The sequence below is a fragment of the Lactiplantibacillus daoliensis genome (genome assembly GCF_005405005.1).
Classification (GTDB): Bacteria; Bacillota; Bacilli; order Lactobacillales; family Lactobacillaceae; genus Lactiplantibacillus; species Lactiplantibacillus daoliensis.
On record NZ_BJDH01000011.1, the window covers coordinates 1 to 14,947 of the forward strand.

The following is a 14,947-nucleotide window of genomic DNA, read 5'->3' on the forward strand; positions in this document are numbered from 1 at the left end:
CGAAGATTGCTAGACCCTACACATTTGATTTGTCGAAACTTTGTTCAGTTTTCAAAGGTCTAATTTGTTGGTTGATTACCTCAACGCAACTTATTCATCATAGCATCTGAAGCACTTACTGTCAAATACTTTTTTCAAAGAATTCAACCGGCCTTTTCAACTATCGTTGCCGTTGCGGCAACAGAAACTATCATATCAATTACTGAAGAAGTTGTCAACAACTAATTTCAATAATCTTTTTCGTTTCATCAGCACTAAGCTGACCTGCCGTAGCAGCAACGTGTACTAATATACCAATTTGAAATGAAAGTGTCAACGTTTTTCAACATATTTTTTCACAATTATGAAATTCAGTGTAAAACTGAGTCAAAAGTTGCAATAGCTAAAAGCGGCCTAAATCCCTGCTGCTACTGACTTGATCGTTTAATTAAGTGTTCAAGGTCAATCGATTTCTTCTATTATAAAAAGCAATCCATCATCAACGACAGATTGCTTTATCTTTAAATTACTAGCTTCAGCTAAACTGTGTTTTAACACGATCCTTTAATTGCAAAACAGCCGGGAAGGCAATTACGCCTCCAATAACCGCTTGGACAAAGTTCATTGGAATACCAATTAGTCCAGTCGGTATCGCATATAGAATTGAATCGGAAACAAAGTAGCCCACCACCATCACGACACTACCAATCACTAATGCTATAATCTGTTGTCCTTTTGACTTATTAGCCCCAAACTGTCCCACTAGGAAGCCCTCTAAACCGTGAACAATTAATGAAAAGAACATGTACTGTGAATAGCCCAGAATCATATCCAACAAAAAGCCACTTGCACCGCCAACAATCGCACCGCCACGACGGCCGAATAATAATGCGGCAATAAAGATTCCTGCATCACAAAGATTCACATAACCGTGTGTCAATGGCACCGGAATATGTACAAACATTGAAAGTGCAACATCGACAGCAATTAATAATCCTAATGCAGCGACCATCCGCGTTGAAAAATGTGGTGATTGTTTACCTGCCATTGTGAATCACTACTCCTCTAATCTTTTTACGATTAACTGTCATGAACAACACCCCTGTTGGAATGATTTTACACCAATTTTCTGAAAACACCCAGAACTTAGGCACGAAAAAACTGACAGACGATAACGTCTGCCAGTTCGTTTGGTTACTGACTATTTAACCCGTGCTAAGAAGTACTTCTTTTTACCACGACGGACAATGACAAACTTGCCATCAAATGCCGCTTTAGGATCAATTTCAGCATCAACATCTGTGATCTTCTCACCGTTAATCCGAATGGCACCATTTTTAATATCTTCACGTGCTTGACGACGTGACCCTTCAAATTTAGTGGCATCAACCAACCATAACACAATGTTTTGTGTTTCAGCCGAGACATCCGCAGAAGGCACCCCTTTGAAACCTTGTTCGATTTCGTCCGCATTCAAGCTTTGAACTTCACCCGTGAATAAGGCTTTAGTAATATTTTCAGCTTCAACAACCGCATCCTTACCATGGACGAATTCAGTGACTTCTTCAGCTAAACACCGTTGGGCTTCCCGCTTCTCAGGAGCAGTCTTAACGGTTTCTGCCAATGTATCAATTTCTTCATGACTTAAGAATGTAAAGTATTTCAAATATTTGACCACATCACGGTCATCTTGGTTAATCCAGAATTGATAGAATTCGTAAGGTGACGTCTTTTCTGGGTTCAGCCAAACAGCACCACCTGCAGTCTTACCAAACTTCGTCCCATCAGCCTTCAATAATAATGGAATCGTTAGGCCATAAGCTTTGGCTTCATTACCTTCCAAACGATGAATTAAATCGGTTCCGGCAGTGATGTTCCCCCATTGATCGGCACCACCAATTTGCAATTGAACATGTTCTGCACGGTATAAATGCAAGAAATCAATTGACTGTAAAATTTGGTAAGTGAATTCCGTGTAGGAAATTCCAACTTCCAAACGACTGGCCACGACTTCTTTATTTAACATCGTGTTCACACTGAACAACTTCCCGTAATCACGTAAGAATTCTAACAATGACAGCTTTGATAACCAGTCATAGTTGTTCACAATTGAAAAGTTCTCATCTGAACCGAACAGCTTATGCATCTGCGCATTCAAGCCGTCTTCATTATGTTTAACTTGAGCCATCGTTTGTAAAACCCGTTCCGAATTTTTACCAGAAGGATCACCGATCGCTCCGGTCCCGCCACCAACAACCACGTATGGATGATGACCAGCTAATTGGAATCGTTTCAAGATCATGAAGGGAATCAAATGACCAATATGCATACTGTCACCAGTTGGGTCAATCCCACAGTACAATGACACAGACTGCTTTTCAGTCAATTCTTTCAAGCCGGCTTCATCAGTTTGCTGATTGATTGCACCGCGCCACTTTAAATCATCAATAATGTTCATCTATAGTCCTCCTAAGTTAAGGTCCGAGAAAATAAAAAGAACTCACCCCTGCTATTAACAGGGACGAGTTCTCGCGTTACCACCCAAGTTACCACTCTAAAAAAGAATGATCTCTCATTTATTGATAACGAAATAATCCGGCCGAATGGCAGTTCACTTCATGTAATTCATCATTGATCACAGCTCGGTTCACACCAACCACCGAGTCGCTTAACTGTTGGATCAATCACTACTAGTTAAAGGTCACTACTTTTAATTGTTTGTTAATATCATAAGCACTCGGCACCGAAATGTCAATCTCGTTTCCGAGTTCGCATTGCCAATGTCAGGACCACCAAATTAATCAGAATTAAAACCAGTAAAAAGCCAAAGCCCACTGTTGACCCTAAGGCCGTCCGCTGTGCTAAGGTGCCACTGGTGTGCGTCTGTACAAGTGTAATCAATACAGAAACAATTGACGTTCCGGTCGCGCCAGCAAATTGTTGCAAAGTATTAAACACCGCATTGCCATCCGCCTGTTGGTCCAAACTCAGCTGACTCAAGCCACTGGTCATCGTATTTCCCATGGTTAGCCCCATTCCAATCATTAACAAAATGTAAAACCACAAAATTAACATCCCAGTCAATCGTAGTCCAAACGCCGTAAATAACGCGATGGCAATTGCTAAAATGGTTGCTCCCGTCAAAATTGGCTTTACGGCACCAAAACGATCTAAGAGTCGACCACCTAATGGCGCAAAAGCTGCCCCAATTGCCGCCCCTGGTAGGACAAATAAGCCAGCCAAAAGCGCACTTTTTCCAGTAACAATCTGAATATAATTTGGCAGGATAAACGCCAATCCGAGTGCATTGATCTGAACTAAAAAGAACCCTAACAAATGCCAGTCAAAGGACCGCGCTTTAAAAATTCCCAGACTGATCAATGGTTGTGACGTCCGGCGCGTACGCTGCACAAACCCGATTAGCCCCAGCACACCAATGATTAATGCCCCGATGACAAGCCCAGGTTGCTGCGACAAATTTTGCAAATTGCTAAACGCTAACGTAAAGCCAACAAAAACCAGCATAATCATCAGCCAACCCAGCACATCAAAGCTCGTTTTGACAGTTGGTTCAGCCTGCCGAATCGCATAACACCCAAAGACAAGTGACACGATCAATAATGGTAAAAGTAAGATAAAGATCCAATGCCAGCCCAAGCTACTAATCACTAAACCTCCAAAAGTCGGCCCCAGTGCAGGTGCAATTGCCGTAATTAAGGTACCGACACCCATGAACATTCCTTTTTGCTGATCTGGAACCCAATCCAAGATAATATTGAACATTAGTGGTAATGCAATCCCAGTTCCTAAACCTTGAATGATTCGACCGAGTACCAAGCTATCAAAGTTAGCTGCACTAGCATCAATTAATAACCCAGCCATAAATAGCAGATTAGCCGTCACAAATAATGTTTTAGTCCGAAACCGACGTTTCAAAAATGATGAAATCGGCACAATAATTGCGACCACTAATAAATAGGCCGTTGTTAACCACTGCACGGTCGCCGTATTAATGCTAAATTGTCGCATTAATACCGGAAAGGTCACATTCATCGACGTTTCAACGATGACGCCACAAAATGAGAGCAACCCCGCGGCAATCACCGCTAAAATTAATTTTAAATCGACTTTTTTTGTCACTTAGTTAGCCTCCTAATCATATAGTTCGTATTCGAACTAACAAGTAGTTTATCACAATTCAATAGGATTTCAAATCTATATTCAAGTTGACATTTAAGACTTATTGACATAAACTGCCATTTAGTAAGAACACGAACTATTACGAGGAGGAGCTATGAAGAATTCACTTGGTATTGCCATCAAAAAAGCAAACAACGCGCTTGCTCGTGATTCAGATCGCTACGCAAAACAGCTTGGCTTAACCGGTATGCAAATCAGTGTCATTAATTTCATCGCCGGCCATGAAACCACGCAAGCAATCTTCCAGCGAGATTTAGAGCACGAATTCAATATCCGTAAGGCAACTGCCTCCAGTCTAGTTTCCACGATGGTTGAAAAACAGTTATTGATTCGGGTTCCCGCACCCAATGATGCCCGCTACAAACAACTGTTGTTAACGCCCAAAGCGCACCTGCTGGCCACGCAAATTGAGGCATTTTTCCAAGCAAGTGAACAACGAATTCAAACTATTTTGGGCAATCAGACAGCGTTAACTTATACAAGCTTAAATCAGATCAGTACCGCATTTACAGCCACCAACACGCCTAAACCATAGAAAGGACCTGAGCTAGTTCGCTCAGATCCTTTTTTGATGGCTATTATGTTGATCCTAATTCTTAACGGTTGGGCCTAACTTAGTCGGCCGCTGACTGGCTTGATGACTAGCAACCACAACGGGCCTGCCCAATGATGTTGCTGGCCGCAGGCGGTCTTGTTTTGTCAAAGCAACCGATACGGACTTTGGTACCGGACTTACCGTCGTAAATGACGCGCGAGTTGCTACCGACCGCGTTGAACGACTTTTTACTGATTTAGCCTGCTGACGAATTGCTTTGACAGTGATTGCGGTCTCAGAATTGCTAATCACGTTCACCTGGCCGTCTACTTGGTGAAAAATCTGATTCACTGACGGAGCTGCGACTAATCCTAGCGCTAGTGATCCTGTTACAATAAGAATGCCCAGTTTCATCTTCTGTTTAAAATTCATCACACCATGCCTTCCTCGTTCAACCTATTTTTTGACCCGCTTAATGTTGATCTCAGTGATCAGTCGGACCTTTAACAGTTATCATAAGCCAAATTTCTTGAAAAGCCACGGCATTCCGATTTCAATTAAGTTACAGTTTCTGGCAAGGCCGGAGTTGCTGAGGTTACCAGAAAAGCGACTGTTCAACCCATCAAAAAAGGCTCCTTAAGTCACAACTGACTCAAAGAACCTCTAGAAATTTTTAATTAACGTTTAGCAGTGAGCACAATGGCTTGTTTGCCCATCTGATTGTAGGCTCCTTGGAAATCGGACCAACTAACTGCTTGTTGTTTATAACCATAAGGATTATTAATATAAATCAGTTTCTTCGTGCGGTTGAACCCGACGATGACCACACTATGCATATCATAAGTGATCTTAACGTTACCTTGTGGCGTATGCCACGTCTTCATCGTGTCAACGGGCGCGAAAGTCCCCGTAGTAATTGTCCAAACTGGACGACCTAGTTCCAATTGCGCAATCACTTGATCAAAACTAGCCCCAGTCAAATCTTTAACCTGGCTCGTCTGAGTCTTGGCTAACTTAGCAATTGGCCCGTGATAAACGCCCAAGCCAGGATTAGCACCAGTCACATCACCGACAAAACCCACATTCGGATTACCATGTTCGCCATTCTCATCCGTCAATGGCACGCTATTCAACTTAGTGGCTAACTGATTCTTCGTCACATTGTAGTGATAATAGTTCAGCAACATGGTTAACGAGGTCACTTCACAGCCATTATAGAGCTGTGGATCTGTCATTTGATTAACCAACGGGACATCAAGTTTCACTTGATTAACTGCTTTCGCTTGAGGCGTAGCCGGTTTTGGATTAGCAGTAGTCTTTTTAGTCGTGAATGATGCTTCAGACCAATCTGAAACCTGAGTTGCAGACCACCCCACAGTTCCTAAGATGGCAATTAAAATGAGCACTTTTGGCCAGATACGCCGTCGCTTATAATGTCTTGGCACTATCCTAACTCCTTTCTTTTGCAAACTTTTTTGTTTAACTTACGCAATCAATTTAACACTTTCGTCCACCATCATACCATCAAATTATTAATAAAAACACTAAAAAAGTCACGCCACAAATGGCAATTTAAAATTGGGACTCAAATAATCGGTCAAAGCCAGTGGCCGCCGGGCTGGAACCGCTGTCGTCCATGTCTGACTCATCGCTTGATTATACACAGTAGTATCTGCAGCCGTGCTGCCCTGAATCAGGGTAAAGTTTAACTGACTTTGACCTAATAGTTGTTCGACTGTTCGAATGGCAACTAATTGCTGCCGTTGTTGGCGATGCTGATACCACTTAACCGGTTGTTGGGCAATCGTCAGCACACTCTGTGGCATGCTAAGAACCAACTGAGCCGTTGGACTTGCAGTCATTGCAGCGGTGATCGATTGAGTTTGTGCCACCAAGGCTCTAGACTCTAGTTGAACTAACACTAAATCTTGCGCCAACATCGCGGCTGCGAGACCAGCTGAATCCGTCAGCTCACCAATAATAACGTCAACCGCGGCTGGCCAAATCAACTGATCATTTGACGTATAGACCGTTAGTCGAACCGCTGGATAGTGCGCAGCGGCAGTGGTTAAGGCTTGCGCTTGTTCAGGTGTCAATCGACCTGCAACTAGAATATTTTGCATTTTTTCAGCCCACTTTCTCAATCAAAATTTTTCAATAGATTGAGTTTACTAGTTTCTAGTTACTGGAAGGCAAGCGCGATGACACATTATTTTGACAATTTTTTGATTTTTTTGTGGCATCGGTTTCAATTTGTTTTATGATAATAAGGTCAACTAACGAACTGTTTTACTCTAAAAATTATGATTATAATGAGGTGTTTAAATGGCAGCGCTATTGTACGCCCTCTCGTTACTCTCCGGAGGGTATGAAATGTTAATTATGATGATCGCATTTCGCGAATTTCTGACTTGGCGGCTCTCAACAGTATGGATCGCACTAGTCATCTTTTTCGGCGTCTTCGGTCAACTTGCGACCGCCCAATGGCCACAAGTCCCGCTCGTTTTCTTCTGGATTGTCCCAATTACCATCGTCAACACAATCATGAGTGCACGTTTACTCTATACAAAATGGCTTTTAACGTTGCCGATCGCGCTTTTCTTAAATGCCATCAAACGGTTGGTTGGCGGGATGGCTGGCAGCTTTCTAAAATGGATCATGTCCTCAGATGCGCCAATGCAACTCCGGCAAGCCATCGACATGCACAATTTATCCGCCAACATCAACCTATTCGGCGCTGTTATTATCTGTTTGCCCGTGATGTTAATTATTGGCTTAATTGCACACCATTTCATGGTTAAATCATCTGCCGCGGACTTTTTCCAACATGCCAAAATTGATCGCAGTGACTACTTACTGGTCTTGCTTTGCTACGCGTTGTATCTAGGTGCCTACGCCTATGTACTAGACTTGTCTGTCATTTCACAAACCTACGTAGCTAGTGCCTCCAGTCTGATTTTTGGTATCATTGTCTTCTATGTTGTTAGCAATAAAAACAGTCGCCTAACCGATGCTCAACTTCTGAGTGAAGTTTCTGATTACAACGAGTTACTAGGGCATCGCAACCAGCAATTACATTTGTTCAAACACGACTATCAAAATATTCTACTGAGCTTATCGCAATACATTCAAGACGAAGACCTCCCTGCCCTCAAAACTTACTTTGAAGATGAAGTCATGACCAGCGGCCAGAGTCTAAGTGTCGATGTCGGCCCAGAACAACTTCGCAACTTGCATGTTCCAGCCCTGAGTGGCTTAATCTATTCAAAATATGAAGCCGCCGCCAGTCGCCAGGTGGAACTCCAACTCACCGTCTTACAGACAATTGAATTGCCGGAAGCCGCCCGTGTCAACATTGTCCGCATTCTCGGCAACTTGTTAGACAATGCCATCGATGCCGCCGCTCAAGCTGACCGTCAAGTTCGCTTGAACGTGCAACAAACCAGTATGGGCCACGTCACATTCACGATTGAAAATAAAGTTCCGGCTGGCGAAACAATCGACCTAGCTCGGATTAAGAAAAGTCGCTTTACGACTAAACCAGGCCATTTAGGTTACGGTCTCAGTAGTATTGCCCAATTAGCTAGCAATAATGCGCAAGTCAGCTATCAGCTTCAAGAAAGCACGTTTATCGCGACATTAACCATTCATAAGGAAAACTAGCCTTTAGAAAATTTTAATTTGCTAAAATGAATTTCTTCACTACAATTAAAGTAAGACTTTGAGTGGTAGCGATTACTCACTCTTTGGAAAGGACTTGAATCCATGTCACAATCCGAAGACGAAATGGATAAACATTTACAATCAGCGATGTTTGGAACACCGGTCTTACATCCAGACGAACAACATCGCAACTTAGGCACTTTTCACGAACGCATTGATCTGGGCATTACCTTCACCCAAGCACTCTTGCGGGATTACTCTGCAGAACTGCAAACTGAGATTGCAGCTCATCCCGACTATCAACTGTTATTACACGGTTTGTTAGATCAAGATATTTTAGACCGTTATATCAAACTCGCTAATCAGACTAACCTCAAATTCGCGATTCGAACGGATTTGCTTTACCAACACGAACCAGATAGTCTCGCGATTGCACTGGCCGCGCCCAGTGCGATCAATCCAGATACGATTAACATCGATGATCGTTTCCCGTTACCACCTCTGGAAACCACGACGACCATCCCAAAGCAATTACTCGTCGAACGCATCTATCAACATTTGGAACACAATCGCCACGAGTACCATCTGCGTCACCACAATAATCAATAAACAACTAAAAAGAGTCACAAAAAAAGTCTGGTTTTTCCCCAGGCTTTTTTCGTTATTAACATACTTTTCTATAATTTTAGTGAAATAACTCCAAGATTCCAATCACAATCGGTGGGATCACTAACGACGGCAGCAAATTCAACGTATTGATCTTTTTAATGTTCAAGAGACCCAAGCCCGAACCCAAGATTAAAATTCCGCCGACAATCGTAATTTCGTTTAAAATCGGCGTACTCAACGCCCCTCGCAATACTAGCGCCAAAACATACAACGACCCCTGCCAAACAAACAACACACCTGCGGCAATCGCAATACCAAAACCAAATGTCGATGCGAGCACAATTGAAGTAATGCCGTCCAACATCCCGTTTGTGAACAAAAAGGTGTAGTCATGCTTTAGTGCGGCTTCAATTGGACCAAGAATTGAAAGCGATCCAATACAATAGAGTAAAATCGCGGTCGCTAGACCTTCCGACAAATTACCACCAGAGAAATGACCAACTAACTTGTCAAATCGACCTTGTAAATCTAGTGCTTGGCCAATTAGACCACCAACAGCCAAACTGACAATGAACAGCACGGGATATTTACTATGTGGCATCCGTTGCACGACCGCATTGATCCCAATCACAGTCGCCGCTAGTCCCAGTGCCTGCATCAAAATATTGTGATAGGCAGGCTTGATTCCCTTGCTAAATAGACTACCAATCGTGCAACCGATCAAAATCATGCCAACATTAAAAAGTGTCCCAATCATCTACTTACCCTCCAAAATTGAAAAGAGGACTGAGCTGGTCAGTCCTCTTCATGAAACTTAAGTTGTTTACTTTGTAATCGCGGCGGGATGATGACCTGCCTTAATCTCAGCCAAATAATCATCCGCCATTTTTGGATCAAATTCATGTTCCGATTTACCAATAATCACTGCTGCCAAGGAGTTCCCAACGACATTCACGACCGTTCGGCCCATATCAACTAACCGGTCAATACCGGCGATAAAGGCCAAGCCTTGGACCGGAACGCCGATTGTCGAAATCGTTGCGAGTAACACGACGAAGGATGCGCCTGGTACACCGGCAATTCCTTTAGACGTGATCATCAAGACGATTAACAACGTAATCTGTTGGCTCATCGATAAATGAATCCCGTAAGCCTGTGCTAAAAATAGCGCAGCTAATGATTGGTAAATGGCCGAACCATCTAGGTTGAACGTGTACCCCGTTGGCACAACGAAGGAAACGATCCCTTGACTGACACCATACTTTCCCATTTTATCAATAATGCGTGGTAGGGCAGCTTCAGAACTGGCAGTTGAAAAGCCGAGCACCATCTCATCACGAATCACGCGTAGTAAATGCCAAATACTCAGCCCAAACAAGCGAGCCACTAGCCCCATCACAACCACGATAAAAATCGCCATTGTCGCATAGGCCAAAATGATGAAATAACCCAATGGCGCTAAGGCTTTGAGTCCCATTTCCGCAACAGTCACCCCAATCAAGGCACAAACGCCAATCGGTGCGGTGTGCATGACCCAGTTGGTGACCTTAAACATCGCTTCAGCGACCGCATTCATGAAGTCCAAGATAATCTTACCCTGTTCCCCAATCGCAGCGGTGCCTAAGCCAAAGAATACCGCAAAGAAGATCACGGGAATCATATCCCCAGCAGCTAACGATTTGAACACGTTCGTTGGGATAATTCCCATTACCGTTGACCAAATTCCATTATGCGAGACGGTTTTCGCCGTCGCCACGTATTGACTAATATTCGACGAATGTAACTGGTGAATGTTGATGTAATCCCCAGGATGAAAAACATTCCCGATAATCAGCCCAAGGGCAATCGCAATGGTCGTCATCACTTCAAAATAAATAATCGTTTTCCCACCAATACGGCCAAGCTTCTTAAGATCGCCCATATTCGCAATCCCAGTAATCAAACAAGCCACCACAATTGGTAACACAATCATTTGAATTAAACTAATAAACATCGTCCCAATATTTTGCATCGCCGTAATAGCGGTTTGATTGCCATAGAAGACAACCCCTAAGATAATTCCTAAAACTAAGCCAACCAAGATTTGCCAACCTAGACTCAGGCGGAAATGATGCGTTGTTTTCAGTTGCGTTTCTTGCTTCAAAATCAATCGCTCCGTTCACATTTATAGCTGATTTCACTAAAATTAACACACAATATTAACATTTTAGCACAAATCATTCGTAAATGAGAAAAGAATTAGAAATCACTCATGAAATTATTGCTGAAAACGTGCCAACTTATTTCGTCGACTTTTGCTTAGCGGTTAAACGCTGATAAACCGTCGCACTGACCCAATCAGCCGTCCACATCCATAATACGTGACCAATCGCTTCTGAAATATGTTCTTCCGCTGGTTGATCCTTGGCACGTGGAATGGTCCCTAATGCTGGCAAAATCGTATGATGGAACGCCCCAAAAATACCGAGTCCAAATAAAGCACTACTACCGGCTTTAGCCTTGGGGTGCTTACGAGCCCACAAACTGTAAGCCACTGCAAAAGTTGTCGAAAAACCAAAATGCATCATATAACTCGTAATCGGTAATTCATGCCCCGAATACGTGTATGTTGCATGAGTCACACTTTCTGGGACCCCAATTTGTTGTAATAGCTGCTGTGGCGGATTCGTTTGATCCCGAGCCGCAGTCCGTGGGGGAAGAATGTTTTCCCAGCCTAACTTAACGAGTCCCGAGATAACGCCACCCGTAACACCCGCGATTAAAGCTGCACGATGATTGAAACTTTTATTTGCCATTTGTCCTAACCTGCCTCTCCATTCAATAAATTAATCATACCAGCCTTTCAGTAAGAACCGTAACGATTTAACCCAGATGCTGATATAAATAAAATAATATTAAAGCTTGCGCCGTTTTGAGTTTGATGCTATGATTTGACCATTCACTTATCACTCGATAAACGAAATTAAAAGGAGGCACCTCGCGTGTACTTAGGACTAAAAGAAATGCGTCATGAAAAACTGCGTTACAGCCTATTAAGTGGCGTTTTGTTATTAATTGCATTGGTCGTCTTCATGTTAGCTGGCCTAGCAAATGGGCTCTCCAATGGTAATCGAGAAGCCATTGATAATTGGCAAGCAACCGACGTCTATTTGAATCAGAATACCAACGAAACGTTATCCGCTTCACAACTGAAATTAGCTGATCAAAAATACATCAAGGGCGACCAGGTCACCCCGTTAGCCACGCTTTCAGGAACACTGCGTACCGATAAAAATCGGCATAAAACCACGATTAGTGCCCTTGCGACCAGTCGCAATAGCTTTATCATGCCTAAAGTTAATAGTGGGCATCGGATTAACGGTCGCAATCAGCTCCTTATTTCCGATAGCTTGAAGGCCGAGGGCTACAAACTTGGCCAAAATGTCCGCTTAGGCACGACCAAACGAACAGTTAAAATCGTTGGGACCTACACCAGTAGTACCTATATGATTTCACCAACGATTTACACCGATATTGCCACCTTGAATCGACTGAAGGACATGCCCGTGACCAGTGGCAATCAGCAAACCATTAACGGCTTTGTGACAAAAAATGGCCGCTTTAGCCATTCAAGTCACGGCAGTCTTCAGCATTTAACGATGACAACTTTCATCAACAAATTACCTGGTTACAGTGCCGAACAATTGACCTTGGATACGATGATCTATTTCTTATTCGCAATCGCGCTCGCCATTATCGGAATCTTCATGTTCGTCTTAACTTTACAAAAACAAGCCCTATTCGGCGTCTTGAAAGTTCAAGGTATCGGGACGAAACATATCCTAGCCGCCCTGCTGACCCAAAGTGTGGCGATGTCAGTCATCGGTATCGTCATTGGCCTTGGTATCACGGTCGGCCTGGCACAAATCATGCCCGCCGGCTTACCCTTTGTCATCAACTGGGGACAATTTGGCCTGTATAGTTTAGCCTTGCTGGCAGCTGCCGTTATCGGTGCGTTACTTTCATGGCGAACGGTCGCTAATATCGATCCCGCCGTTGCAATCGGCTAGAAGGAGGATAACTTATGACAGCAGTTTTAGCATTACAACAAATCAATAAACAGTTTGGTCACGGTCACACCGCCGTAACGGCCTTGAAAGACGCCAATTTTGAAGTGAGTGCCGGCCAATTTGTCGCCATCATTGGCCCCTCTGGTTCCGGCAAAAGTACCTTCTTAACGATTGCCGCTGGGCTACAGACACCCACTAGTGGTCAAGTTCTGTTAAATGGAACTGAATTAGCCACGCAATCTGAAAAGGCGCGGCTGGCATACCGTTTCAATGAAATCGGCTTTATTTTGCAAAGCTCGAATTTGATTCCATTTCTCACGGTCACGGAACAATTAAAGTTGGTCGACAAAATGTCTAAGCGTCCCTTTCAAAAAGAACGCGCCCAAACACTACTCCACGAACTTGCATTGAGTGAAGTCGCCACCGCCTATCCCAATGAATTATCTGGTGGGGAACGCCAACGCGTCGCTATTGTGCGAGCACTCTACAACGATCCAAGCGTCATTTTGGCTGATGAACCAACTGCCAGTTTAGATACGCCGCGCTCTATCGATGTGGTTAACCGCTTGGCAAAAGAAGCCCATCAACACAATAAAGCCATCGTGATGGTCACTCATGATCAGCGGTTGATTGGCAATTGCGACGTTGTTTACAAAATCGAAGATGGTGTCATGACAAAACAATAATTTAACTTGGATTGTCACCCCCTGTGCTATAAAAATAAGTACTAAAGATTGAAAATCACAACTTCTGCGCTCCGTCAGTCAAAATCGGTGTGCTGCGTGGGGACGACGCCAGCCACAGTACGGTCTGGTAGATTGGCGGTTTTGGCAAATTTTCCGGGCGAGGTTCAAGACGTTTTTGAGGCTTGAACCGGTCCCTCGTCCGCATGTTATCGGCAACAGCCGGAAGCACGTCAATAATTTTTAACTTGTAACTTTCAGATAAACACCAAAACAGCCAATAGGCACTCGTTTTGAGTGCCTATTGGCTGTTTTTTATCTATCAGTCGAATTGACTACCGCAAATTTTCTTGTCAGAACTGCCTTGTCGCTTGTCATTCCAAATACTAATTAGCAACGAGCAAAATCCGATCCTAAAAAACTCATTTAATCCTGTGCATAGTAATCGATGATTTGACAGAGCAATGCCGTTGCACCCTGTCCAGCACGATCATCATAGTAACTTTGGAATCGCTCATCCGCTTGATACATTGCCGCAAGATTACGGTGCATTGTCGCCGAAACTTTGGGCCAGTTATAACTTAGCCATTGCTTGTGAGCTTCGTAAATTCTTTTTGCGACTGGACCAGGAACAGCTGGCTGGGTCTTCAAATCTGCCAATAGTTGGGCTTCCATTGCTTGCATCGTCTGGTAATCCGTTTCAGATAAGTGTGCGAATCGCTGATTGGCCTTTTTTAGTGTTTCCGCGTCATACTTTTCCACCAATTCAGCCCCATAATTCTGTTCATTTTCAGTCAGTTTTTCCTGCTTAAATGCCGTAAATTTTTCACTATCAGTCATTTCATGTCCTCCTTGTTGCGTCTTAATCGTTGTCTTGACGAGAGCCAACAAGCCATCTAAGTGTTGCCGTTGAGCCAACAACTGTTGATACTGAGTTTGTAACGCCGTCACAACTTCTGCTGGCGATTGAGTCAACAATTGTTTGATTTCCACCAATGGGACTGACATGGCGCGGTATAAACAAATCTGTTGCAGTTGATCAACCTGCGCCGTTTCATAATACCGATACCCATTCTCACCAACATAAGCTGGTGGCAATAAGCCGATTTCATCATAATACCGTAGTGTTCGGACACTCACACCGGCTAACTCAGCCAACTGTTTAATTTGATAAGCCATATAGCTGCCTCCTTCCAACAAAATTAAGTCTAAAGGGTTACGCAACGAGA

Annotated in this window: 15 protein-coding genes and 1 other annotated feature; of the genes, 5 read left to right on the top strand and 10 right to left on the bottom strand. The window is 43.5% G+C overall.

Features of this window, described 5'->3' with window-relative positions; genetic code table 11:
• Window positions 1-514 precede the first annotated feature (514 nt).
• The 3 genes from FFM64_RS11005 to FFM64_RS11015 form a co-directional block, all read right to left on the bottom strand.
• A complete protein-coding gene (locus FFM64_RS11005) occupies window positions 515-1,027 on the bottom strand; it encodes an ECF transporter S component (RefSeq protein WP_137608082.1) in 513 nt (170 codons plus the stop codon).
• Window positions 1,028-1,180: 153 nt separating this feature from the next.
• Window positions 1,181-2,437 (bottom strand): tyrosine--tRNA ligase, encoded by a 1,257-nt coding sequence (gene tyrS / locus FFM64_RS11010; protein ID WP_137608083.1) that lies wholly within the window; start codon window positions 2,435-2,437, stop codon window positions 1,181-1,183.
• Between the two features lie 56 nt (window positions 2,438-2,493).
• Window positions 2,494-2,693 (bottom strand) — a binding site (T-box leader).
• A gap of 37 nt (window positions 2,694-2,730) precedes the next feature.
• On the bottom strand, window positions 2,731-4,119 hold the full coding sequence (locus FFM64_RS11015; RefSeq protein ID WP_137608084.1) for a DHA2 family efflux MFS transporter permease subunit: 1,389 nt from the start codon (window positions 4,117-4,119) through the stop codon (window positions 2,731-2,733).
• Between the two features lie 154 nt (window positions 4,120-4,273).
• Here FFM64_RS11015 and FFM64_RS11020 point away from each other — a divergent pair, with 154 nt between their 5' ends.
• Window positions 4,274-4,714, top strand: coding sequence for a MarR family winged helix-turn-helix transcriptional regulator (locus tag FFM64_RS11020; RefSeq protein WP_137608085.1), 441 nt, complete (start codon window positions 4,274-4,276; stop codon window positions 4,712-4,714).
• A gap of 54 nt (window positions 4,715-4,768) precedes the next feature.
• On the opposite strand, the gene FFM64_RS11025 is transcribed toward FFM64_RS11020, so the two are convergent.
• The 3 genes from FFM64_RS11025 to FFM64_RS11035 all read right to left on the bottom strand — a co-directional run bounded on the left by FFM64_RS11025 (window position 4,769) and on the right by FFM64_RS11035 (window position 6,837).
• Window positions 4,769-5,146, bottom strand: a complete 378-nt coding sequence (locus FFM64_RS11025) for a hypothetical protein (protein WP_137608086.1) — start codon at window positions 5,144-5,146, stop codon at window positions 4,769-4,771.
• 245 nt (window positions 5,147-5,391) lie between these two features.
• Window positions 5,392-6,159: a C39 family peptidase gene (locus FFM64_RS11030; RefSeq protein WP_137608087.1), complete on the bottom strand. Its 768-nt coding sequence runs from the start codon at window positions 6,157-6,159 to the stop codon at window positions 5,392-5,394.
• A 108-nt stretch (window positions 6,160-6,267) separates the two neighbouring features.
• On the bottom strand, window positions 6,268-6,837 hold the full coding sequence (locus FFM64_RS11035; RefSeq protein WP_137608088.1) for an NAD(P)H-binding protein: 570 nt from the start codon (window positions 6,835-6,837) through the stop codon (window positions 6,268-6,270).
• Window positions 6,838-7,087: 250 nt separating this feature from the next.
• Between FFM64_RS11035 and FFM64_RS11040 the strand changes: the two genes are divergently transcribed.
• The gene (locus FFM64_RS11040) at window positions 7,088-8,377 is read left to right on the top strand and encodes a sensor histidine kinase (protein WP_223876956.1); all 1,290 of its coding nucleotides are present in this window, start codon (window positions 7,088-7,090) and stop codon (window positions 8,375-8,377) included.
• A gap of 102 nt (window positions 8,378-8,479) precedes the next feature.
• A complete protein-coding gene (locus FFM64_RS11045; RefSeq protein WP_137608089.1) occupies window positions 8,480-8,986 on the top strand; it encodes a YueI family protein in 507 nt (168 codons plus the stop codon).
• Window positions 8,987-9,062: 76 nt separating this feature from the next.
• Here the strand turns inward: FFM64_RS11045 and FFM64_RS11050 are convergent, their stop codons facing one another.
• From FFM64_RS11050 to FFM64_RS11060, 3 genes are all read right to left on the bottom strand, one after another.
• A complete protein-coding gene (locus FFM64_RS11050; protein WP_137608090.1) occupies window positions 9,063-9,743 on the bottom strand; it encodes a DUF554 domain-containing protein in 681 nt (226 codons plus the stop codon).
• Between the two features lie 66 nt (window positions 9,744-9,809).
• A complete protein-coding gene (locus tag FFM64_RS11055) occupies window positions 9,810-11,129 on the bottom strand; it encodes a cation:dicarboxylate symporter family transporter (protein WP_171000394.1) in 1,320 nt (439 codons plus the stop codon).
• A gap of 136 nt (window positions 11,130-11,265) precedes the next feature.
• The gene (locus FFM64_RS11060) at window positions 11,266-11,781 is read right to left on the bottom strand and encodes a YagU family protein (RefSeq protein WP_137608091.1); all 516 of its coding nucleotides are present in this window, start codon (window positions 11,779-11,781) and stop codon (window positions 11,266-11,268) included.
• Window positions 11,782-11,967: 186 nt separating this feature from the next.
• Between FFM64_RS11060 and FFM64_RS11065 the strand changes: the two genes are divergently transcribed.
• Both FFM64_RS11065 and FFM64_RS11070 read left to right on the top strand, forming a co-directional pair.
• Window positions 11,968-13,035, top strand: coding sequence for an ABC transporter permease (locus tag FFM64_RS11065; RefSeq protein WP_137608092.1), 1,068 nt, complete (start codon window positions 11,968-11,970; stop codon window positions 13,033-13,035).
• A 14-nt stretch (window positions 13,036-13,049) separates the two neighbouring features.
• Window positions 13,050-13,721 carry an ABC transporter ATP-binding protein gene (locus FFM64_RS11070; RefSeq protein WP_137608093.1) on the top strand — a complete coding sequence of 224 codons (672 nt, stop codon included), beginning with the start codon at window positions 13,050-13,052 and terminating at the stop codon, window positions 13,719-13,721.
• Window positions 13,722-14,144: 423 nt separating this feature from the next.
• On the opposite strand, the gene FFM64_RS11075 is transcribed toward FFM64_RS11070, so the two are convergent.
• Window positions 14,145-14,897 carry a MerR family transcriptional regulator gene (locus tag FFM64_RS11075; RefSeq protein ID WP_137608094.1) on the bottom strand — a complete coding sequence of 251 codons (753 nt, stop codon included), beginning with the start codon at window positions 14,895-14,897 and terminating at the stop codon, window positions 14,145-14,147.
• Window positions 14,898-14,947 lie beyond the last annotated feature (50 nt).